This window comes from Cryobacterium sp. HLT2-28, from assembly GCF_004402495.1.
Taxonomy (GTDB): Bacteria; Actinomycetota; Actinomycetes; order Actinomycetales; family Microbacteriaceae; genus Cryobacterium; species Cryobacterium mannosilyticum.
This window is the reverse complement of record NZ_SOFH01000021.1, coordinates 95,442-117,975: the sequence shown is the minus strand read 5'-3', so window position 1 is coordinate 117,975 and position 22,534 is coordinate 95,442. Positions and strand designations below refer to the sequence as shown.

Below are 22,534 nucleotides of genomic sequence, written 5' to 3'. Positions count from 1 at the left end.
AAGGCCGCGGTGGGGAGGGGAAGCTAGTTCACCATGAAGAACTGGTCGGCGATCTCGACCCGTGACCCCCGCGGCACGAGGTAGCGGCGGCCGGGCTCGCACCGCACGGACGTCGAGTCGGGGCGCCGGATGATGGTGCCGTTGCCCGAGAAGCGGTCGCTGACCCAGAATTCGCCGTCATGCTGCCCGAATTCGAGGTGGCTCTTCGACACGGACATGCCCAGGTCGCTGACCTGCACCAGGATGTCGAAACGCTCGGTCGGTTGCGGAAGGGGCCGCCGGCCGACCAGCCCGGTGCCCTGGGCGGAGACCGTCTCGCCCGTGCTGAACTGAAGGACGAAGAGCGACGTGCGCGGCGCCGCGACAGGTGGCTGCAGCGCGGGAGGCTGCAGCGCGGGAGACGGCGGGGCAGCGGGGATGACGGCCGCGACCGGCGCCGATTCCGGTGCCACGGGCACTGCACCGTGCTTCGGGGTGGGCTCGGGTTGCTCTGCGGCCTCCGGCGCTGCGGCGGGAGGAAGCTGCACCCGGCCGTCGGCGCCGAGCGGGATTGAGATGACCACAGGCTGGCGCGGAAGCGGCTGGATGATCGTGGTGTCGCTGGGGCGCGGGTCGGGGCGTTTGCGGGTCTTCGGTGTGGCGGTACTCGAGCTGCCGCATTCGCCGCAGAACATGGCGCCGGCCGGGAGCGCGGCACCGCAGATCAGGCAGTTCACGTCGCCGATCCTCCCTTGCCCCGCACCGCGCTGAGAACGGATGTCCCTCCAGCGTAGCGACCCAGCGACCGGAGCGAGACGAGCGCCGCAAGCCTCGTCCGGCGCGTCTTCCCGGCCGACAACCCGGCCCGCAACTGGGCGACGGACGCCCAGACCGTGTCAGCCTCCACCGTGCCCGGCCGGCCGGGTGCGAACACCGCACGGTCGACGACCGAAGCGAAGGCCATCGGCGCGGGGCCGCCCACAGACTCGGCCACCTCGATCCTGGTTGCGCCGGCGGGCACGTCGATGCCGTAGTCCAGCGCAGCGTCGGCGAATTCCCGCCAGCCGCCGCGGATCCGGTCCAGCGGCGCCGTGAGGGTTCGGCGGAGCCTCCGCCGCCTGGCCTTGGCGGCGATGATGAGCAGGAACGGCGCGGCCAGCACCGCAAGTCCGAGCAGGGTCCAGCCGGCCACCGTGGCCGCGGCGAGCAGGAAGGCGAGCAGCGGGTCGAGGGCCGCCGGGAGGTCGTCGATGGTTCTCTCCGGCGGTGCCGCGTCGCGCTGTTCCGCGGTGTCGGGGACTGCAGGGGGCACGACCGACTGGGGGCGGGACACCACCGCGGGCTTGTCCGGCTGCTTCGCGGGGATGTCGCGCACTGCCGGGTTCGGGTCGATGGTGACCCACCGCCCGTCGGCCGACTGCACTTCGATCCAGGCGGAGATGTCGGCGCCGGTGACGGTCACGGAACCGGACCCGCCGGAAGCCGCGGGTACGAACCCGACCACGACCCTGGCCGGGAATCCCAGCCTTCGGGCGAGGAGGGCTGCCGCCACGGAGTATTGCTCGGCGTCGCCCAGCATGGGCCGGTCGGTGAACAGCTGGCTGATCCGGTCTGCTCCGTGGCCCGAGCGGCTCACGGGCTCGTCGGCGCCGACCCCGTGGCTGATGTAGCCATCCGTCTTCAGGCCGGCCAGCATGGCCTGGAGCTGGACTCCCGGCGGGTCCCCCGGCCGCACGTAGCGGGCGAGGACCTGGTCCAGATCGTCGGGGACCACGTCGAGGGCCGGCAGAATGGCCGCACCCGGCTGCAGGGCGGCCAGGGCGGCCGGCTCCCGCGGCATCACGGCGACGCTCGTGTAGCGGTCCCCCCTGGTCAGTCCGGTCAGCACAGCGGCGGTGCCGATGTTGTCGTTGTAGAAGAACGAGTCGGAGCGGGCGGGGGCTGTCGGCCCGGAGAAGGTGATTCTTTCGAGCGCTCCGGAACCGGGAACCCAGACGCCGTTGTAACCGTCGACGGTCACCGCGAGGCTGACCTGTTCCCCGCCGGCCCCCGACTGGTCGAGCCGGTCGGGCAGCCTCGTGAAGGAGCCGGATACGCTGGTGGTGGCGGCGCTGCCCACCGAGTAGACGATGCCGTCGTAGCTGTCGAGGGCCGCGATTCGAATGCGCCCTCCCGTGGGGAGACCGCGCACCTCGAGCAGGGCCTCGTCGGCGGCGCCCGGTTCCAGGTAGCCGCGGAATGCGCTGAGCGGGCTGGGGTAGGACCGTGGATCGAACGGCTGCTGCACCCGCGCACGCAGCACGTCGCGGGGAACGCTCGCCGGGAGAGCGATCGCCGCGACCGTGCCTGCCGCGATGGCCACGGCGATGACCAGCGCGGCGCTGACCAGTCCCCTGGCCGCGCCGAGGCGGCGGTCGGCGGCGGACTCGATCGTCCGGCGCGATTGCTGTGCGACGAGGCGCACGATCGCGTGCCGGCGCACCCAGCGCAGCCAAAGAAGCCAGAAGAGCAGTACCACGAAGAGTCCGAGGGCGGATTCGATCGGGGTGGCCGCCCTCGTCGGCCCCAGTCCGATCCCGGCGATGAAGAGCACCGCGGGCGCGAGCGCCGCGAGTTCGCCGATCCGGGTGCGCAGCGCAATCGACAGTCCCGCAACGGTGCTGAGCAGCACCAGGATCAGCGCCGGCACGAGCAGCGCCTGGTACGAGCCGACCGGCAGCACGATCGTGACGAGCTGCTTCCAGCTCAGGGCCGTGGCCCTGAGCAGGTCGAGCAGGCCCTGAACGGACGGAAAGACCCGGTTGATGGCTTCACCGGGGATGGCCAGGGGCACCCCTGCCAGCAGGAAGACGGCGATCGTGACGAGGCCGACGACCCATGCCGGCCAGCAGAAGATCGCGCCGGGCACGGCGACAAGCGCACCCAGGGCGAATGCGACGACGACGAGCACGACGAACTCGGTGCTCCGGTAGATCGGCCAAAGCGAGGTGGCGGCGACGAAGATGGCCGTCATCAGGCCGAGGGTGTTGCCGAGGATGAAGCCCCAGTCGGTGCGCGGCCGGCGGGCCGGCCCGGCCGCCCTGCGCGCGCTCATACGGCGGCCGCCCTGGCCAGGCTGTGCTGCAGGTCGTCCAGGAAGCCGATGGTGAGGACACTGAGCTCGGCAACCCTCCGGAGGCTGGGGATGTTCTCCGGGTCGCAGACCACCGCGACCACCTCGACCCCGGCCGGGAAACGATGTGCGGCGGCGCGCAGTTCGGTCAGGCTGGTGGACGACCCCGTGACCAGGAACGCCACCGAGATGCCGGCGACCTTGTCGGCCGCCGCCTTGGCCAATTCACTGACGGGCAGCGCCGCAGCGGACAGTTCCACCCTGCTGAGGTCGTCGAGCAGACGCGTGCGGGTGAGCGTGCTCAGGCTGCGAACCACGGATGCCCGCCGCCGGGCACTGCCCGGAACCACCTCGCTGGCCACGACCGACACCGTTCGAGCATCACGGATGGCCCGCACACCGAGCGACCCGGCCACGCTGACCGCCATCTCGAACTCGTCCTCGGTAGCGAAATCGGACTCCGCCAGGCTCAGGGCCACCATCAGGTGGCTGCGGCGCGACTCCTCATACTGCCGAACCATGTAGCGGCCGGTTTTGGCCGTGCTCTTCCAGTGGATGCTGCGGCGCTCGTCACCGGGCACGTATTCGCGCAGCGCGTGGAAGGACATGTCGCTGTTGGTCAGGTCGCGGGTGGGATTGCCTTCGAGGTCGCGGATGAACCCGGTGCTCATGCTCGGGATCGGGATGGTGCGCGGATGCACGAAGAGTTCGACGCGCTCGGCCCAGACTATTTCCCGGCGCAGCAACCCGACCGGGTCACCGCGCACCGTGCGCACCGGTCCGATCGGGATGACACCCCGGCGGGTGGCCGGAACGATGAAGACGTCGTCGAAGCTGCCCCCGCGGGCAAGCCCCGGCATGGCGAATTCGGCCAGCCCGGCGCCGACCGGGACCTCCACAGCGACCCCGGGGAGCCGCTGCCTGGTCGGGTTCAGCACCGTCACCTCACCGGGCACCTTCGCCCCGACGACCACCCGGTCGACCGGAAGGGACAGGTGGATCTCATAGGCGTTGCGCCCGAGCAGGAAGCAGAACGCCGCCAGGACCAGGACGGACCCGGACCAGGCGATCGCAACGAGTTCGGTCCAGCCGAGGCCGTAACCGAAGAGGAAGGAGAAGAACACCACGACGAGGAGGCACCAGCCGAGCGGAGTGACCACCGAGGCGACGAAGCCGCCGATGGTGGAGCCGAACTCGGCCAGCGCCCGCCAGGCCCGAACCGTGGCGGTGATGGCGTCGGCCAGCCTGCCGTCCCGCACGGGCGCATCCGGCCGGCCCGGCGCACCCGCCGGCACCTGAAGTGCGGTATCCGTTCGGCCGGTGCCACCGGGGAGGTCAGCGGTGCCCCGGGGCACCCCGCTGCGGGTGAGTTTGACCTGGCTCACACAGTCAGCCTGTCGCTGGGCGGCGGGGTCTCGATCAGGATCCGGGCGATCACGCTGGACGGTGTGACCCCGTCGAATTCGGCCTCGGGGTCGAGGAGAAGCCGGTGGGCGAGCACGGTTTCCGCGAGTTCCTTCACGTCGTCGGGGATCACGTAGTGGCGGCCGTTGGCAGCGGCCAGAGTCTTGGCGGTGCGGACGAGGGCCAGGGCGCCGCGCACGCTCACGCCCAGTCGAACCTCGGTGCTCGTGCGGGTGGCGTCGATCAGCCGGGCCACGTAGTCGTTGATGGTGGCGTCGACGAAGACCGTGCGGGCGAGGGCCGCGAGTTCGACCACGGTCTCGGAGGACACGATCGGCGGCACCACCGTCTCGTGCGCGCGCAGCCCGGCACCCTCGAGGATGCGCACCGTGGAGGAATGGTCCGGGTAGCCGATCGAGGCCTTCATGATGAACCGGTCGAGCTGGGCCTCCGGCAACCGGTAGGTGCCCGCCTGCTCGATCGGGTTCTGGGTGGCGATCACCATGAACGGCGCCGCCACGGGATGGGTCACGCCGTCCGCGGTGATCTGTTCTTCCTCCATCACTTCGAGCAGGGCCGACTGGGTCTTCGGGCTGGCCCGGTTGATCTCGTCGGCGAGGACGATGTTGGCGAAGATCGGACCACGGTGGAACTCGAAGGCGCCGCTGCGCTGGTCGTAGATGCTCACGCCGGTGATGTCTCCCGGCAGGAGGTCGGGGGTGAACTGTACACGGTTGCTCGAGCCGCGGACACTCTGCGCAATGGCGCGGGCGAGCGAGGTCTTGCCCGTTCCCGGCACGTCTTCGAGCAGAAGGTGCCCGCCGCTGAGCAGGGCGGTGAACGACATCCGGATCACGTGGTGCTTGCCGAGCAGCACCTGTTCCACCCCGGTCACGAGTCGGTCGAACACCTCGGCGAACTGGGTTGCCTGCTCCGCGGTCATCGTCATGGGGTGGTCACTTTCGTTCGGGGCATGGGCTCAGGCTCGGTGCGAGGCTCATTCTGCGTGGCTCATTTGTCATAGGAAAAGGCACGTCCGTTCACCGTCACGGTGAGCCGCACCGTGCCGGCCGGCTGCGGCGAGGAAAGGGTGCACGTGTTCGCCAGGCCGGCAACCGGGGTCACGGACGAGTCTCCTGGCACGAGGCACTCGTAGGTCGCGTCGAGCCCGTTGTTGTCGGGGCCGTTCGTCCAGGAGAACACGCCGGTCTCTGGAGTGTAGACCAGCCCCTGCACGGTGAAGCTCACGGATGCCTCCGCCGACGCCGGGTAGGTCCCGGACCAGGTCCCGCAGGAGCCCCAGACCGTGCAGGCCTGCACCTGGAAGCGAACCACCTGCCCGAACCGGAATCCGAGCGGCGCCCGCGGCCAGGTCGTCGCCGGGAAGGTGACATCGGTCCACGGCATCGGGTTGCCCGAACCGTCGACGGCACGGATGTTGTAGTGGTCGACGCCGGCGCTCGGGCTCACGCCGTCGATGCGAAGGTCCCAGGAATCGCCGTTCATCGCCATCGGGCTGTTCACGGAGGTGATGGTGCCCGGCGCCGGCCGCACGAGCACGGTCGCCACCGCGGTCGGGGCGCAGCCGGCCCGATTGTAGCCCCAGACGACGAACGAGTAGTGCCCGTTGTCGGCGAGGAGGTTGTCGAAGACGACGGAGGTGGTGCCGGCGGCGACCGTCTTCTGTTCGGCGACGATTCCGCCCTGGGTCGGCGCGACCAGCGTTCCGGGGGCCGGGCTGGTCACCGAGCAGGACTGGGCGCCGGTGGGCACCTGATCGGCGCTCACCCGCTGCACGAAGTAACCCGCGATGCCGTCTCCGCGGCCGTCGAATGCGGCCCAGCTCACCGTGACGGAGCCGCTCGAGTCGACCGAGTTCGCGCTGATCGCGCCGGCCCGGGCCGGGCCGAACGGCCGCCCGTTTCCGGTCGACGTGTTCCAGGTAGACAGCGCCGGGTAGGCGTCGTTCCGCGCGCTGACGGTGAACGAGACATCCGTGCCGTTGACGAGGCCGCCGACGTCGATGGTGCAGGAGCCGGCGCTGCAGGACGGCCCGGATGCGCTCACCTCGCTTTGCGGAGTGCCGGCGACCGTGACGACGTAGCCGCGCATGGCGGTGCCTCCGCCGACCGGGTCGACCGTGTTCCAGTGCAGGCGCAGCCCGGAGTCGAGCGGCTCGGCCGTCAGCCCGTCCGGGGCCGGCGGGACGACGTCGGACCAGACCCGGTCGGCGAGCACGGTGGCCGCGGACAGGCCGATCCCGTTGCGGGCGGCGACGGCGACCCGCACCGCATCGCCCTGGCCATTGCCGGGGGTGGAGAGCTCGCAGGCCGTGGCCTGGCAGAGCGTGCTGCCGACGACGGCGCCCGTCGCTTCGCTGGTCAGGGTGATCTCGAAGCCGGAGACGGCGGAATTGTTCGACGCTCCCGCGTTGAACGACACCGCAATCCGGCGGTCGGCGAATGAGGTCACCCGGAGGCTCGACACCGGGTCGGGTTTGTCCTGCACCGAGATGCGCACCGTGCCCCAGGCGAACCGGTCAGGGTCGCCGGTCGCGTCGGCCACCTGATATTGCAGGTTCGTGTCGGCGGGCGCAGCCTCCGGCGCGACCTTGACGGTGAGGCGGCTGTTGTCGGCGCTGGGGGTGATGCTCACACCCGCGGGCACCCCGGCTCCGTCGACGCCGCGCACCGCCACGACCCGCAGCGGCACGGCCGGGAACGGGTTGGTGGCGCCGTCGTTCGCGAGCACATCGACGACGGTGCTCTGGCCGCGCGGGGCGATCACGGCGTCGGCGGCGGGCACGGCCAGCGGCCGGGTCGACGCGACAACGCCCATCTCGATCCGGCCGGCCTTCCCGGCGTTGATGCCGTCGCGCACACCGATCGTGATCGTTCCGCGGCCGCCCTTGGGAGTCGACTCGGAGGCGTGCAGGGTCAGCTGCTGGCCGTCGAGGGAGTAGCTGAAGCCGACGGGTCGAGGCTCGAGCACCGTATAGGCCAGTTCCGCCTGGTCCTTCGGGTACGGGTAGGAGGTGAGCCGGGTCAGGTCGATGACCTTCGTCTGGTCAGGCTCGAAATCGAGCACTGCGCCGTCGAAGCCGGGCGGCTGGTTCTCGCGCGGGGTGACGTCGATCGGCAAGACGATCGTCGCCGTACGACCGTCCGGGTCGCCTGCCCGGGTGCCGTCCGTCACCTCGAAGGAGATCGAGGCCGGTCCGTAGTACTGGTCGCCGCTGGTGAACACGAGACGAGTGTCGGAGGAGACCAGGTCGGCTCCGTCGGAACGGGTGGCCTGCACGAGGCTGCGATCGGTGAGGCGCACGCGCCGGCCGCCGACGGCGACGACGTAGTCGTTGATGTCGATCGTGAGGGTCGATTCGCTCTGGACCTTGAGCGGGGACATCCCCTTCCGCAGTTGCGGCAGGGCGTCGTTCGAACCGGGAACCCAGATGAACGCATAGGAGACGATGCTCGCGTCGTCCGGGTTCGCCACCTCGAACGGGATGATCCGGCTGCTCTCACCGATGCTCACCTGCACGCGGTGCTTGCCGGTCACCTCGGCGACACTCGAGAAGCGGGCCGGGACGGACAGGTCCAGGCTGCCGGCGGGCCCCTCGGCGAAGAACACGTTGGCGAGCACGTCGACGTCGATGGTGCGCCGGTCGAGCACGTCGGAGAGCGACAGGTGCGTGTCGCGGGCGTCGGGTCGGGAGCGCGGGGCATCCGCCCGCACGACAACGGTGAGGAAGGTGGAACTCGAGCCGCCGCGATCGTTCTGGATGTCGTAGATGAATCCGTAGCGCCCCTCCCTGGCCGGCGCGTGCACGGAGACGGCGTCGCCGACGACGACGGCCTTGCCCCGTGAGTCGGCGGTGCCGGTAGGTTCGACGCCCGTGATGGTCAGCACGCCGCCGTCGGGGTCCGAGTCGTTTCCGAGCACGCGCACCCTGACCGTGGAACCCGGGCGCACGATGACCTCATCCGGCGCGGCGACCGGGTTGCGGGCGCCGTCCAGCCGCGGGCTGATTCCGACCCGCACGGTGCCGACGGCGCGGGCGCCGAGGGCGTCGACGACCGAGTAGGTGAAGGTGTCCGTGCCGGCCGAGTAGTCCCCCGCGGTGTAGTCGATCGAGTCGGAGCTTCCGATCGTCACCGAGCCCTTGCCGGGGTTGGTCTCCTGGCCGACCAGTTGCACAGAGTCGCCGTCGGGGTCGATTCCCGACAGCGGGATGGGGATGCGCACCGTGTCGCCGGCAAGCACTCGGGCGGTCACCGTCTTCGGCACGGGCGGATTGTTCGAGTTGGGGTCGGCTTCCCGCACCGAGATGCGCACCTCGGCGTTGGCGAACTGGCCGTCCGGCGCGTTCACCCGGTAGACCGCGGTGAAGTTGCCGGTCGTGTTCGGGGCAAGGTAGCGCAGCACGGTGCCCGACGCGAAGAGCAGGCCTGCTTCGGCCGGGAGCCCGGTGGCGAGGGTGGGATCGAGCGTGAGGGTGTCGCCATCGGGATGTTCGTCGTTCGCCAGCACGGGCACGTCGATGGCATCGCCGACCCGCACGGAGACCGTGTCCGGCACGGCGAGGGGTGCCTGCTTCCGGGCCGGTGGCGGGATCTCGATCACCGTCACCGTCCCCTCGGCCTCGGCCAGTCCGTTGCTGATCCGGTAGCCGAACGCGACCGAGCCGTTCTCGAGTGGCTTGGTGAGGGTGACCCTGATGATGCGCTGGTCGAGGATCTCGACGCGCAGCCCGCTCACGGGCGGCACGTTCATCGTGCCGGTGACCAGCAGTACGCCACCGGCCGGGTCGATGTCGGTCGCCAGCACGTCCACCAGGGTGGCTTGCTGGCCGCGCACGAACGCGGTGTGCGGAACGGTGATGGGGGTGCTGTTGGCGTCGGGTGCCGCGGAAACGTTGACGCGGATGCGACCGGTCGCGGTGAGCGCGCCATCCGTCACCGCGTATTCGATCTCGTGCACACCGATCGCGCTGCTGGCGAAGCGGAAGCTTCCGCCGTCGTAGTCCGGGGTGATGGTCACATCCGGCTTCGCCGGCACGCTGCTCAGGCGGAGGGGCGCCGATCCGCCGCGGACGTGCTCGAGCGGAGACACCGTCACCTCGACGCCGGCGGTGGCGAGCACGACGAAGGCTTCGGCGACGATCGGCACCGATCCGGAGGGACGGACCGTCACCTGGAGCGTCCCGGTGCCCGTCGCCCGGCCGTCGGACACGGTGAGGCCGATCGACTTCGCGTCGGAACTGCTGCCGGCATCCGTGTAGACGACGGCGCCGCCCGGGGTGAAGCTGATCTGGTCCGGCGCCACGGCGGTCGCCTCGGTCAGGTAGATCGGATCGCCGTCCGGGTCGACCCAGTCGCCGAGCACTTGGCTGGTCACCCGGCCGCCGGCCCTCACCGTCGTGTGGGTGCCCCGCGCCTGCGCCGGGGCCGAGTTCTCCTCCGGGCCCCGGATGGTGACCGTGACCGTGGCCGAGGCTTTGCCGCCCCGGCCGTCATTGACGGTGTAGCCGAAGCTCACCGCTCCCGTCGCGGTCGGTTCCAGCGTCAACTGAACCTGCTGGGTGTTCCCGACCAGGTCGAGTCTCCCCGTCTCGGGTCGGAGGGTGGTGAGCGAGTCGATCACCAGGACGTCGCCGTTCGGGTCGAAGTCGTTCAGCAGCACGGGCAGGATGACGGTTCGCCCTGGCCGCGCCCCGAACGCGTCGTCGACGGCGACCGGCGGGACCTGCGCCTTCTCGAACTCCGGCGGGGTGTCGTCGTTGTTCTCCACGACCCTCTGCTGGTCCTGGTTGGTGTCGATCAGCTCGGCCCAGTTGTCGATGAGCTCGTTCCCGTGCTGCACCGCCCAGGTTGCCCCGTTGAGAGCGTCGTTGAGCACCATCCCCGTGCCGTTGCGGCGGAAGGCGAGCCGGGCGTCGCCCGCGAGGCCGGTGAGGGTCTCGGTCCTTCCGTTCCCCGGGTCGCCGGCACAGTCGCGCCACACGGTGCCGTCTCCCCAGGCGGCATATGAGCAGCTGTCGTCCGAGGCCGGGGCGACGGTCTGCCCGGATCGTCCGCTGACCACGGTCGACGCGGTCCCGCCGGCCAGGGGAACCGCCTCGAGCCCACCGCCGTGCGCGACCAGTACCCGGTCGCCGTGCACGCCGGGCTCCTGCAGCTTCGGTCTGTCACCGGCTCGGATGTCCCGGGAGAGGTCGGTCTCGCCGCCGGGAAGGAACAGGCGCAGGGTCGTCGCGTTGAAGAGCGCCCACTGGCCGGCGACGCTGGTCAGCTGGTAGCTGTCGTCCGGGGCGCCGGCGGCCACTGCCACGGTTGAGGCGATCGCGTCCGGACGGGCCGGTTCGACGAGCGACAGGGAGCCGGTCGCCGGTGTGAAGGCGTACAGCATCCCGTCGGCGTCCGCGCTGACCACGGACCCGGCGCCGAAGGAGAGCCCCGGCTCTGCCGTGCTGTCGAAACCGGCGAGCCGGTCGGCCGCCAGATTCCAGACGTCGCCGTTCGAGACGACGATGGCACGATCACCGGCGAGGAAGATGCCCGGCGCCTTGGGCGGCAGCGCCACGCTCTCGGTGACCTTCGCCGTTGCCGGGTCGACGATGTCGACGGAGTTGTTGCCGCGGTCGAGCACCAGGACGGTGGCTCCCTGCTGGACGACATCGAGCCGGGAGCTGCCGGCTTCGACAACGGTGTTGAGCTCGAACACGGCCGTGTTGGCTCGTCCGACGACCTGGCGGGCCTCGTTCGTCACCCAGACGGCGGCATCGCCGAGATCGAGCCGCTGGGCGGTGTAGCCGCCCGACACAATCGCCACGGTGGCAATGACCGCCACGATGACGGTGCCGCTCAGCATCGTGGTGAACAGCGACCGGTGGGCGGAGAGCCACCGGCGGATCATGGGCCGTCACCAGCGGTGTCGACGCACTTCTCCCCACTGGGCGTCCCGCCCTTGCCGTCGCGGTTGACGGTCACGGTCACGCAGACCCGGGGCTGGCCCTTGGGGTCGACGCTGAATTCGGTTCCGCGCTGGATGCTGCTCTCCCCGGTACGCAGCGCCACGACGTAGCTGTCACCGTCCCTCACCCCCGGGTCGGCCCAGCTGAACTGCACCGTGCCGTTCCGGAGCTCCCCCGACACGTCGCTGACCGTGGGGATGCCCGAGCCGACCTGGCGAACGAGGACCGTCGCTGCGGTGGCGGCGAGGCCGACGATGATCACCGCTGCCGCAATGAACGCCCAGAGGGTCAGGGTCCGCCGCCGGGGTCGGTGCGCGGTCGTCACGGACTCGCCGCCGGTGAGGCTGGGCGGCCGGGTCGCCGAACGGGCCAGGCTCGTCGCCGCCTCCGGCCTGCGGCGGCGGCGCCGGCCGGCGTAGGCGTCGACCGAGTTGACGCCGGTGATCCGGGTCTTGTCCGACTGGTCGGCGACGGTGTCCGTGGCCCAGCCATCCATCACGACTTCGAGCGGGGTCTGCGGCAGACCCAGTTCCGCCTCCACCGATTGCAGCTCGCGGATGAGCTCGAGCACGCTGCGCTGCCGCAGCTCCGGGCGCCGGGACATGGTCTTCGCCAGGATGAATTCGAGCCGGGCCGGCACATCCGCCCGGTCCAGGGCCGGGATCCTGGCCTTGTTGATCCTGGCCATGATCCGGGCCGAGCTGTTCTCCTCGCCCGGCAGCTCGAACGGGGACCGTCCGGCCAGCAGCGAGTACAGGGTCGCACCCAGCGACCACACCTCGGAGGCGATCGAGCCGGAAATCTCGTCGAGGAGCACCTCGGGGGCCGACCAGGGTATCGACAGCCCGATCGCTTCGGAGTTCTCCACCTCGCCGAGGGTGGCCGCGATCCCGAAGTCGGACAGGACCGGATGACCATAGGCCGTGACCAGGATGTTCGACGGTTTGAGGTCGCGGTGCAGCACCCCGCTCTGGTGGGCGGTCTCCACCGCGCTGGCGATCTTGATGCCGATCCGCAGCACCTCGGGCACCGACAGAGCTTCGACCCGATACCGCTGGCTGAGCGTGGAGGAACAGTACTCCATCACCAGGTACGGCCGCCCGTCGGCGGACACACTGGCTTGGAAGACCGTCAGGATCGACGGGTGCGAGCTGAGCTGCGCCATCAGGTTGGCTTCGGCCTGGAACAGCTGGCGCACATGGTCGTTCACGATTTCGGCCAGTAGCACCTTGACGGCAACCTGGCGCCTGGGCATGTTCTGCTCATACAGGAACACGTCGGCGAAGCCGCCTGATCCGAGCACCCTCAGGTAGGAGAAGCCCGGGAGATTCGGGGGCGTCGAGGGCAATCGCCGAGCCATGTTCGCCTCCCCGTGTAACGGTGCGTGTCGAGCGTGCTGTGAACGCTCGTCGAACGGGTAAAACGAACGAGCGTCTGATAAGTCTAGGCAACGGTCGAGCCGCACAGCCTGAAGCGACTACCCCAACTCTGGGGGTACGGCTGAGGTTAGACCTCGCCGACATCGATCACGTCGAGCACGATCACGGTGACATTGTCGCGTCCGCCGTTCTCGAGGGCGGCGTCGACGAGCGACTTCGCCGCGTCGGCTGCCCGCGGGTTCGAGATCAGGAAATGACGGATGCCGTAGGCCGTGAGTTCCTTGGTGAGGCCGTCTGAGCAGATCAGCAGTCGCATCCCCGGCTGGATCGGAAGCACCCGGTAGTCGGGGACCGGCGGCTCGTGGAATCCGACGGCCCGGGTGATGATATTGCCGTGGGGGTGCACATCCGCTTCATCGCGGGTGATGCGCCCGGCGTCGACGAGTTCCTGCACCACGGAGTGGTCGGTGGTGACCTGTTCGAGAACGCCGGAGGTCAACTGGTACACGCGTGAATCACCGATGTTGAAGACGATCCACTGGGGCACCCCGGAGACGACAGCGATGGCGGCCCCGGTCACCGTCGTCCCGGTTCCGAGGTCCGTGACGCCTTCGCCCGTTGCCATGTCGGAGACGGCGAGACTGAGCGCCCCGTTGATCGCGTCGGGTTCGAGGTGATCGCGCCCGGCGAATTCGGCCAGCCGGGTGACCACCGCGGCACTGGCGACGTCGCCGGCCGAGTGCCCGCCCATGCCGTCGGCGACGGCGAAGATCGGCGGCTCGGAAAGAAGGCTGTCCTCGTTGACCTCGCGGCGGTGCCCGGTGTCGGTCAGCGCCGCCCAGGCCAGTGTGACGGTCTTCTGCAGCGACGGAAGCTCGATCCTGATGCCGGTTGAGCTCTGACCAATCTGGGTCACGATTGTGCCTTCCAAAATTGGCGCGTGGACACGGAGCCGGCTAGTCGCCGTTCGTGGGGAGGATCTCGATGATATTACCGTCCCCGATGTCCAGTCTCGTACCGGGGAGCACGGCGAGGGACTGCCCGGAGGCCAGCCGTTGCGGGCGTCGCCGGGGAAGCGTCACGACGGTGCCGTTCGTGGAGCCGAGATCTGTCACCACCACCGAGTCGCCGACCTGGCGGATGTCGAGGTGGGTTCCCGACACGGCCGAGGTCGGCGAAGCCACCTCGAACAGCCGCGGCGGCGGCACTTCGGCCACCCGGGCCGGACGCGGGTGCCGACCCAGCCGGCAGGCCGTATCGAGCCGCAGCTCCGTTCCGTCGGGCAGGCGCAGTCCATAGAGCACGCGGTCGGAAGCGGCCGGCCGGGCCTCCTGTCCCGCCTGTCGCCCCTGTCCCGCCTGACCCGCCGGGGCGACGACGTCGGCCGGAACGGACCCATGCCGCCGTCCCCGGGAACCCGGCGGCGGCAGGATCACCGTGTCCTCCTGCACCCTCGGCACGCGGAGCACCGTGTCCGCGTCGACGGCCGGCGGGCGCGGGGCGCGGATGATCGTCGCCTCCATGCTCTCGGGCTGATCCACGAGCGTCCAGAACAGCCGGCTCGCCGAGACCGTGCCGCCGAGGAAGAGTCGTCCGGAGTCGAGCAGACCGGCCGGCACGACTGCGCGCCCCGGGCCGCCGATCACAAGGCCGGTCACGGCCCGGAAATCGGCGAGCAGCCACGGACGGATGTCTCCGGCCACGAATCGCCGTGACCCACCCACCGAGAACACGTCGACCGCGATCTCGCCGCGCACTATCACCGACACCGGCACGCCGTCCTCGTCGGTGGGATCCCGCTGCACGATCACCGCGAAGCTGGCGACCGCCTGGTCGCCGCGTAGCGGCAGCAGCGCGACCAGCGCCTCCGCCTCCACCGTCTGCTCGCCGGACAGGGCGTCCAGCGCGGCCACGACCGCGATCGGCGTCGCCGCCGGGAGGGCGGCCAGGAATGCGCGCCCGACGACGAAGGACCACTCGGCCTCTTCCCCCGGCGCCACCAGGTACCCAACGCGTGCCATAGAACCGGCCTTCCGCTCAGTGTCCGACCCGACCCATTGTCCGGCACGACACATTGTCCGGCACGACCCATTGTCCGGCACGACGCATTGTCCGCACATCCCGCCGGCGACGAAAGGGCGACCAGCAATCCAGTCATAGCTCTGGATTCCGCAGTTTTGCACCCTTTTGGCTACGGAATCCCTTGCCGAATGGCAATCTCACTGACATAATCGCTGGATGAGCGCAAATGGACGTGGTGCGGCAGCGAAGCCCGCCCAGCTGGACGAGGTGTCCAAGAAGATCATCGAACAGCTGCAGGTCGACGGGCGGCGCTCCTATGCCGAAATCGGCAAGGCCGTGGGCCTCAGCGAAGCAGCGGTGCGGCAGCGGGTGCAGAAGCTCACCGAGTCCGGCGTCATGCAAGTGGTCGCCGTGACCGATCCGATGCAGCTGGGCTTCTACCGCCAGGCCATGATCGGCATCCGCGCCAGCGGCGACACCCGTATCCTGGCCGACAAGCTCGCCGCCATCCCGGCCGTCGACTATGTCGTGCTCACCGCCGGATCGTTCGACATCCTCGCTGAGGTCGTCTGCGAAGACGACGACGAGCTCATCGCTCTGCTCAACTCGCAGATCCGCAGCCTCGAAGGAGTCAACTCCACCGAGACCTTCGTCTATCTCAAACTCCACAAACAGCTCTACAACTGGGGAACACGGTAAAAAATGACAATCACTGCGCCTGAAACCACCGAAACAATCTCCGCCGAAGCATCGCCTCCCGTCTTCACCGACGCCGAGAACGCGGCGATGCAGCAGAAGGCGAAGGACCACCTCTGGATGCATTTCTCCCGCCAGTCCGTGCTGGAGTCCGGCGCCGGGGTGCCGATCATCACCAAGGGCCTCGGTCATCACATTTGGGACTCGCACGGCAAGAAATACATCGACGGGCTCAGCGGCCTGTTCACCGTGAACGTCGGCCACGGGCGCAAACGCCTGGCCGAGGTGGCGGCCAGGCAGGCCGAGGAACTGGCCTTCTTCCCGGTCTGGTCCTATGCGCACCCGAACGCGATCGAATTGGCCGACCGGCTGGCGTCCTACGCTCCCGGCGACCTGAACCGCGTCTTCTACTCCACCGGCGGCGGCGAAGCGGTCGAGACCGCCTTCAAGCTGGCCAAGTACTACTGGAAACTGCAGGGCCGGCCGACCAAGCACAAGGTGATCTCCCGCAACGTCGCCTACCACGGCACACCGCAGGGCGCCCTGGCGATCACCGGGATCCCGGCCATGAAGGAGATGTTCGAACCGGTCACGCCCGGCGGTTTCCGGGTTCCCAACACCAACTTCTACCGCGCGGACGAGATGGGCTCCGGCCTCGGCGACGACGTGGAGAAGTTCGGCCTGTGGGCCGCGAACCGGATCGAGGAGATGATCCAGTTCGAGGGCCCGGAGACGGTTGCCGCCGTGTTCCTGGAGCCCGTCCAGAACTCTGGCGGATGCTTCCCGCCGCCCCCCGGCTACTTCAAGCGGGTCCGTGAAATCTGCGACCAGTACGACGTGCTGCTCGTCGCGGACGAGGTCATCACCGCCTTCGGCCGGATCGGCAACATGTTCGCCTCCACCACCTTCGGGATCGAGCCGGACATGATCACCTGCGCGAAGGGCATGACGAGCGGCTACTCGCCGATCGGCGCGACCATCGTCAGCGACCGCATCTACGAACCGTTCAAGCACGGCGACACCACGTTCTACCACGGCTACACTTTCGGCGGCCACCCGGTGTCGTCGGCTGTGGCGCTGGCCAACCTCGACATTTTCGAGGAGGAGAAGCTCAACGAGAACGTGCGCGAGAATTCGCCTGTTTTCCGCGCCGAGCTCGAGAAGCTGCTCGACCTGCCGATCGTGGGCGATGTGCGCGGCGAGGGCTACTTCTTCGGCATCGAACTGGTCAAGGACAAGGCAACCAAGGAGACTTTCACCGACGCCGAGTCGGAGCGCCTGCTGCGCGGCTACCTGTCCAAGGCCTTGTTCGAGGCGGGCCTTTACTGCCGGGCCGACGACCGGGGCGACCCGGTGGTTCAGCTCGCTCCCCCGCTGACCATCGGACCGGCCGAGTTCCGCGAGATCGGCGAGATCCTGCACGGGGTGCTGTCGGAGGCGCCGAAGTACCTCTAGCCCGGGCCGGCAGACGGACCCTCACTTCAGGCCCCGGCCGGACTCGTCGTCTCCGGTGGCCGTTCTTCATCGAACGGTACCGCGAACGCCCAGTCCGGCAGGTGCCCTGAGGAGACCAGCGTGTCCAGCAGGTCCGCCATGCCGTAGCGGGGGTCGACGGCCAGCGCCCGGTCGACGAAGATGCCCGCCACCGAACCGCGGCCCATCGCCCAGGACAACCAGGCGAGCATGCAATACGGGGCAGGCCTGGCCCGGCGAGGGGCCAGGGCGACCACGGTCAGCAGCAACCGCACCGCCCGTTCGATGCGGTCGGGGTCCGGCCGCACGGTCGTCAGACCGAGGATCAGGTCGCTCGTCCGTTTCGCGTCGGGTTCGTCGTCACCGTTCCGTTCCCGCTCGGCCCGCACGATGTCGTCCATGCTCTGCCCCGTGGCGCCCTGGATGGCCGCGTACCGCAGGTTCAGCGCGTGGGTGAGCGCGCCGACCGCCTCACCGAACGCGAACTGCAGCATCATCTGGTCACGGCAGGCAGGGCCCTGCAGCAGGAAGAGCAGCGCCGCCACGTCCGCGGGATCGAGGGCGCCCGGATCCCAGTCCAGGGCCGCCTCCGCTGTGGCCACCGGATCGAGGATGTCACCGACCATCGCGAGCAGCTCGGGAACGGTCTCCTCCTTCCCGCCGAGCCTCTGGTAGCGGGCCAGCCGACGGCCGACCCGCTCCCGCGCGGCGAGGTCGACACGGGGCAGGTCGGCCCGGCTGCGCAGGCTGGCCAGGTCACGGCGGGCCTCGGCGGGGATGGCCCGCTGCACCTCCGATCCGGCGATGTCCGCCAGCGGATGCCCGCCGGCCGGGCAGGACGGGTCACGGTAGGACCCCCAGCCGTCCGGTGCGACGCAGAGCGCGTCCCGAACGAGGAAGCCGGACAGTTCCGCCCGCACACACACGGTTTCGGCGAACCGCTCCGCCGGCAGCCCGGCCACCGACGCGAACGTCTCCTCCGTGTAGACCACCGGCACGACAGCGTCCACCCCGGGGATCCGGCACAGCGTGCCGACGAGGGTAGACGCGATTCTCCGCAACACTGTGCGGGATGCGCCGGCTGCCGGCAGGTTGAAGCGCATGGCCCCGCAGGTGCGGTTGCCCCGGAACGCCACGAGCACCATGCTCCGTTCCGGCTGGAATCCGACGAGTTGCGGCACGAGCGCGAGGAAGTCATACGCTTCCCTGGTCTTGACGATTGTCCTGTTCATGCCGCCACCCTTGTCTTTCGGCCAAAGCTGCGACCGCCTCCGACGCAATCGGTGGACAACCGCACCTTCAGGCTGCCTGTGGATGACTCCCGCGATTGATGCGATGGCGCGGCGGCACCGTACTCTTGAGCAAGAAATGCCGAGGGTGAACGCCGGGCACCGACGAAAGCGCAGGGTCCACGAATGCCAGGTTCAACGATTGTTGACATCCTCCTGGTCCTGCTGCTGGTGAGCTACCTCGCCTCGGGCTTCCGCAGCGGCCTGATCGGCAGCCTGAGCAGCATCGCCGGGCTCATCGCCGGTGGCGTCGCCGCCTACTTCCTCGTTCCCGTGGTCGGCACCTGGGTTCCCGCCGCCGAATGGCGCACGGCCGCCACCCTCGCAACGGCCGGGGTGCTCCTGGTCGGCGGCCTCTCACTCGGCAGCTCGATCGGCCGGTCCCTTCGCCCGCACAGCGCCCGCACCAAGCTGCGCCTGGCAGACCGGATGCTCGGCGCCGGAGCCGCGGTCGTCGCCTCCGCCCTCGTCGTGTCAATGCTCGCGTTCAGCATCGGCGGGCTGGGCGTGCCGCTGCTCTCTCCCGCCATCGCCTCCTCCGGCGTGATCCGGTCGATCGACACCCTGACCCCCGACCCGCTGAAGTCGTTCCTCGCCCAGTTGCGCTCCGTCGTCGTCAGCGAAGGGCTCCCCCGGGTGGTCGAGGCCTTCAACGGGCCGATGCCGACCATCCCGCCTGTCTCCGCCGACACCGACGCACTGCTCGCGGCCCGGCAATCCGTGATGAAGATCACCGGCACCGCCTACGCCTGCGGGCAGAACCAGTCGGGCAGCGGTTTCGTCATCGCCGAGGACCGCGTGCTCACCAACGCCCACGTCGTCGCCGGGGTGACCGAACCCGTCGTCGTCACCCCGGGCGGCAACGCGAGGCCAGGCCAGGTCGTCTACTTCGACCCGGTCGTCGACCTGGCCGTCATCGCCGTGAGCGGCCTCTCCGCCCCTGCGCTCGAACTCGGTCCCAACCTCGCCCCGGGCAGCCGGGCCGTCAGCGACGGCTACCCCTACGGCGGCCCGTTCGATTCCGGGCCGGCCCAGGTCGTCGCCGTGGCCCCGGCACTCGTCGCCGACATCTACGGCCAGGAACCGGCGCAGCGGCAGCTCTACACGCTCGCCGCGGACGTGCAGCACGGCGAATCCGGGGGGCCGCTCCTGAGCGAGGCCGGCCAGGTGGCCGGAGTCATTTTCGCCAAGTCCACCGTCACGAACAACCTCGGCTACGCTCTCGCGATGGAGGAAGTCGACCCGGTGGCCGCCCAGGCGGCGGCGCTTTCGGCTCCGGTCTCTTCCGGGGACTGCATCAAGGGCTAGCCTCCGTTCCGGCGGCGAAAGGCCGCCGGGCCCTGATGGGAGACCGCCAGCCGCAGCCGCTCGGCGTGGGTGCCCGGCAGCGCCGGGAGCGCGTCGAGGGGCCACCACGCCGCCGCCGTGTTCTCACCGTCGGCGGGGTGCGGCTCTCCGCTCACCCACCGACAGCGGAAGACGAGGTCGAGGTACTGCGCCTGGTCCCCGTTCGCGTAGCTGAGCGGCTCGCGGGTGAAGACGCCGACGAGGGCTTCCACCTCGGCGACGATACCGGCCTCCTCGAGGATTTCGCGGGCCGCAGCATCCGCGGGCTCTTCACCGGGATCGATGACGCCGGCCACGGACGACCAGTGGCCCGTGTCGACGCGGCGCACGAGGAGCACCTCGGTATCCCGCACGACGACAGCGGTGACGCCGCTCAGCCACAACGGGGCATGCCCGATGCTCTCGCGGAGTCCGAGGATGAAGTCGGGAGTGGCCATGAACAGAGCCTAGCGGCGGGGTCGCCGTCGTCCCGGTGGCAAAATGGACAGGTCCCGGTTCACGGGACCAGACGAAAGGCCAGCAATGACCATCATCGCCGCCGCTGACGGCTCCGCGCTCGGCAACCCCGGTCCGGCCGGATGGGCGTGGTACGTCAACGACTTCTGCTGGGCTGCCGGCGGGTGGGAGCACGCCACGAACAACCAGGGCGAACTCAAGGCCGTGCTGGAGCTGTTCCGGGCGACCGCGCACCTCGACGACGACCTTCTCGTGCTCTGCGACAGCCAGTACGTGATCAACTCCGTGACGAAATGGATGCGCGGCTGGAAGGCCAAGGGCTGGCGCAAGGCCGACGGCAAGCCCGTGCTCAACCTCGAACTGCTGCAGGAGATCGACGCCGCGCTGGTCGGCCGCAGATACCGGTTCGAATGGGTCAAGGGGCACGCGAATCATCCGCTGAACGAGGCCGCGGACAGCCGCGCCCGCGCCGTCTCCGATGCGTTCCAGCGCAAGGTCCCGTTCAAGCCCGGCCCGGGGTGGGTGCGAACCGGCGACCTCGTGCCGGCCCCCGACGCCTCAACCGCCGTCGTTCGCAGCACGCCGGCGCGGCGCGGTGCGGCGGAGCGGCCTGCCACCGCGCCACCGGCCTCGAAGCCCGCCGGCCGCTCGGCGCATCCCGAACTCTTCTCGTTCGATTCCGCCGGGCCGGAGGCGGCCGCCGCACCCGGCCACACGATCTCGCTGACACTCTCCGTCGACGAGCACGCGCGCCTCGCCGAGCGAGCCGGCCGCCTCGGGGTCAGCTCCGAGGAGCTGCTGCGCGGCCTGATCTAGGATCAGACCCTGACGGGCACCTTCTCCGCGGCGAGCCTCGCGGCGGCCTTCTTCGCCGCGTTCTTCGGCGGCAGCAGGGTGTTCGCCTCGTCGAGCGACATCCCGTTGGTCTCCGGGATCTTGGTCAGGACGAAGACGAAGGACAGGGCCGCGAACACCGCGTACATCCCGTAGGTCAACGGCAACGACAGCGCCGCCAGCGGTGGGAACGTGACGGCGACCAGGAAGTTGGCGACCCACTGCGCGGCGGCCGCGATTCCGAGGGCCTTCACTCGGATCGTGTTCGGGAAGATCTCCCCGAGCAGCACCCAGACCACCGGACCCCACGACGCACCGAAGAAGATCACGAACACGTTCGCCGCGACCAGGGCGATCGGACCCCAGGCGCCGGGCAGGCTGAGTTCACCGTTCACGGTCACCGCCTGGCTGAACGCGATCGCCATGGTGGCCAGCGACAGGGTCATCCCGACCGAACCGGTCATCAGGATCGGCCGCCGGCCGATCCGGTCGACGAGCGCGATGGCGACGAAGGTGACCAGGATGTTGGTGAGACCGGTGAACACGGAGATGGTCAGGGAACTGGACTCCTCGAAGCCCACCGCCTTCCACAACGTGGTCGAGTAGAAGAAGATCACGTTGATGCCGACGAACTGCTGGAAGACGGACAGGATGATCCCGACCCAGACGATCGGCCGGAGTCCCAGGGCCTTGCCCCGGAGCGAACCGGAGCGGGCAGCGCGCTTGTCGACCGCGATCGACGTCTTGATGTCGCGGATCTCACGGTCCACGTCGCCGTTCGGCCAGAGCTTCGCGAAGACGGTGCGGGCCTCGTCCTCGCGTTCCTTGAGCACGAGGAAGCGCGGCGATTCCGGCAGGAGCCTGGCGATGACGAAGTACACGGCGGCGGGCAGGGCGCAGGCGAGGAACATCCAGCGCCAGGCGTCGAGCCCGAACAGGGACGGTTCGCTGGCGCCGCCGGCGGTATTGGCGAAGACCGCGTCGGACAGCAGCGCCGAGAAAATGCCGATGGTGATGGCGAGTTGCTGGAGCGATCCCAGCCGCCCACGCAACTGCCGGGGCGAGATCTCGGCGATGTACGCCGGAGCGACAACGGAGGCGAGTCCGATCCCGAGGCCGCCGACAATGCGCCAGAGCACAAGGTCGAAGACGCCGAAGGCGAAGGCCGATCCAACCGAGCTAATAAAGAACATAATCGAGCCGAGCAGCATGACGGGGATGCGACCGAACCGGTCGCCCACGCTCCCGCCGAGATACGCACCGCCCGCGGCTCCGAGCAGCGCGCTCGCCACGGCCAGACCCGTCAGGGTGGCGTTGAGCGAGTACTCATCCTGAATGGCATTGACGGCGCCATTGATGACCGACGCATCGAACCCGAAGAGGAATCCTCCGAAGGCCCCGGCTACCGCGAGTGCGATGACCTTTCCGTTTGTCGACGGTTGTAGTTTTTGCTTCATTTTCGGCGACCTCAGTTCTGTGTGACAACCTTCCGAGGCTACGCCCGGCGGTCTCTGCCGGAAAAATCGGCCGGATTTTACCGGATGCCCTGGTGTAGGCGGAACGCCCACTT

Annotated in this window: 15 protein-coding genes; 4 read left to right on the top strand and 11 right to left on the bottom strand. The window is 69.5% G+C overall.

What is annotated here, in order from left to right; genetic code table 11:
* Nucleotides 1–23 precede the first annotated feature (23 nt).
* The 8 genes from E3O48_RS10660 to E3O48_RS17820 form a co-directional block, all read right to left on the bottom strand.
* Nucleotides 24–716 (bottom strand): FHA domain-containing protein, encoded by a 693-nt coding sequence (locus E3O48_RS10660; RefSeq protein WP_134506234.1) that lies wholly within the window; start codon nucleotides 714–716, stop codon nucleotides 24–26.
* Nucleotides 713–3,073, bottom strand: a complete 2,361-nt coding sequence (locus E3O48_RS10655; RefSeq protein WP_134538712.1) for a transglutaminase-like domain-containing protein — start codon at nucleotides 3,071–3,073, stop codon at nucleotides 713–715. The genes E3O48_RS10660 and E3O48_RS10655 overlap by 4 nt, the downstream gene beginning before the upstream one ends.
* Entirely contained in the window at nucleotides 3,070–4,476 is a 1,407-nt protein-coding gene (locus E3O48_RS10650) for a DUF58 domain-containing protein (protein ID WP_241982497.1), read from the bottom strand. Before E3O48_RS10650 ends, E3O48_RS10655 begins: the two co-directional genes overlap by 4 nt.
* Entirely contained in the window at nucleotides 4,473–5,444 is a 972-nt protein-coding gene (locus E3O48_RS10645) for a MoxR family ATPase (protein WP_134506230.1), read from the bottom strand. Before E3O48_RS10645 ends, E3O48_RS10650 begins: the two co-directional genes overlap by 4 nt.
* Before the next feature lie 62 nt (nucleotides 5,445–5,506).
* A complete protein-coding gene (locus E3O48_RS10640) occupies nucleotides 5,507–11,410 on the bottom strand; it encodes a fibronectin type III domain-containing protein (RefSeq protein WP_134538711.1) in 5,904 nt (1,967 codons plus the stop codon).
* Nucleotides 11,407–12,828 carry a serine/threonine-protein kinase gene (locus tag E3O48_RS10635; protein WP_134538709.1) on the bottom strand — a complete coding sequence of 474 codons (1,422 nt, stop codon included), beginning with the start codon at nucleotides 12,826–12,828 and terminating at the stop codon, nucleotides 11,407–11,409. Before E3O48_RS10635 ends, E3O48_RS10640 begins: the two co-directional genes overlap by 4 nt.
* A gap of 146 nt (nucleotides 12,829–12,974) precedes the next feature.
* Entirely contained in the window at nucleotides 12,975–13,763 is a 789-nt protein-coding gene (locus E3O48_RS10630; RefSeq protein ID WP_134538707.1) for a PP2C family serine/threonine-protein phosphatase, read from the bottom strand.
* Between the two features lie 40 nt (nucleotides 13,764–13,803).
* Nucleotides 13,804–14,868: an FHA domain-containing protein gene (locus tag E3O48_RS17820; RefSeq protein WP_241982496.1), complete on the bottom strand. Its 1,065-nt coding sequence runs from the start codon at nucleotides 14,866–14,868 to the stop codon at nucleotides 13,804–13,806.
* A gap of 217 nt (nucleotides 14,869–15,085) precedes the next feature.
* Here E3O48_RS17820 and E3O48_RS10620 point away from each other — a divergent pair, with 217 nt between their 5' ends.
* Both E3O48_RS10620 and E3O48_RS10615 read left to right on the top strand, forming a co-directional pair.
* Nucleotides 15,086–15,568, top strand: a complete 483-nt coding sequence (locus E3O48_RS10620; RefSeq protein WP_134506221.1) for an Lrp/AsnC family transcriptional regulator — start codon at nucleotides 15,086–15,088, stop codon at nucleotides 15,566–15,568.
* Nucleotides 15,569–15,571: 3 nt separating this feature from the next.
* Nucleotides 15,572–17,020: an aspartate aminotransferase family protein gene (locus E3O48_RS10615; protein WP_134538705.1), complete on the top strand. Its 1,449-nt coding sequence runs from the start codon at nucleotides 15,572–15,574 to the stop codon at nucleotides 17,018–17,020.
* A gap of 26 nt (nucleotides 17,021–17,046) precedes the next feature.
* Here E3O48_RS10615 and E3O48_RS10610 read toward each other — a convergent pair whose 3' ends face one another.
* Nucleotides 17,047–18,270, bottom strand: coding sequence for a DUF4192 domain-containing protein (locus E3O48_RS10610; protein ID WP_134538703.1), 1,224 nt, complete (start codon nucleotides 18,268–18,270; stop codon nucleotides 17,047–17,049).
* 183 nt (nucleotides 18,271–18,453) lie between these two features.
* Here E3O48_RS10610 and E3O48_RS10605 point away from each other — a divergent pair, with 183 nt between their 5' ends.
* The gene (locus E3O48_RS10605; protein ID WP_134506215.1) at nucleotides 18,454–19,635 is read left to right on the top strand and encodes a MarP family serine protease; all 1,182 of its coding nucleotides are present in this window, start codon (nucleotides 18,454–18,456) and stop codon (nucleotides 19,633–19,635) included.
* Here E3O48_RS10605 and E3O48_RS10600 read toward each other — a convergent pair.
* On the bottom strand, nucleotides 19,632–20,111 hold the full coding sequence (locus E3O48_RS10600; protein ID WP_134538702.1) for an NUDIX domain-containing protein: 480 nt from the start codon (nucleotides 20,109–20,111) through the stop codon (nucleotides 19,632–19,634). The genes E3O48_RS10605 and E3O48_RS10600 overlap by 4 nt on opposite strands.
* Before the next feature lie 85 nt (nucleotides 20,112–20,196).
* Between E3O48_RS10600 and E3O48_RS10595 the strand changes: the two genes are divergently transcribed.
* A complete protein-coding gene (locus E3O48_RS10595) occupies nucleotides 20,197–20,946 on the top strand; it encodes an RNase H family protein (RefSeq protein WP_134538700.1) in 750 nt (249 codons plus the stop codon).
* A gap of 2 nt (nucleotides 20,947–20,948) precedes the next feature.
* On the opposite strand, the gene E3O48_RS10590 is transcribed toward E3O48_RS10595, so the two are convergent.
* Nucleotides 20,949–22,421: a sugar porter family MFS transporter gene (locus E3O48_RS10590; RefSeq protein WP_134538698.1), complete on the bottom strand. Its 1,473-nt coding sequence runs from the start codon at nucleotides 22,419–22,421 to the stop codon at nucleotides 20,949–20,951.
* Between the last annotated feature and the right edge of the window lie 113 nt (nucleotides 22,422–22,534).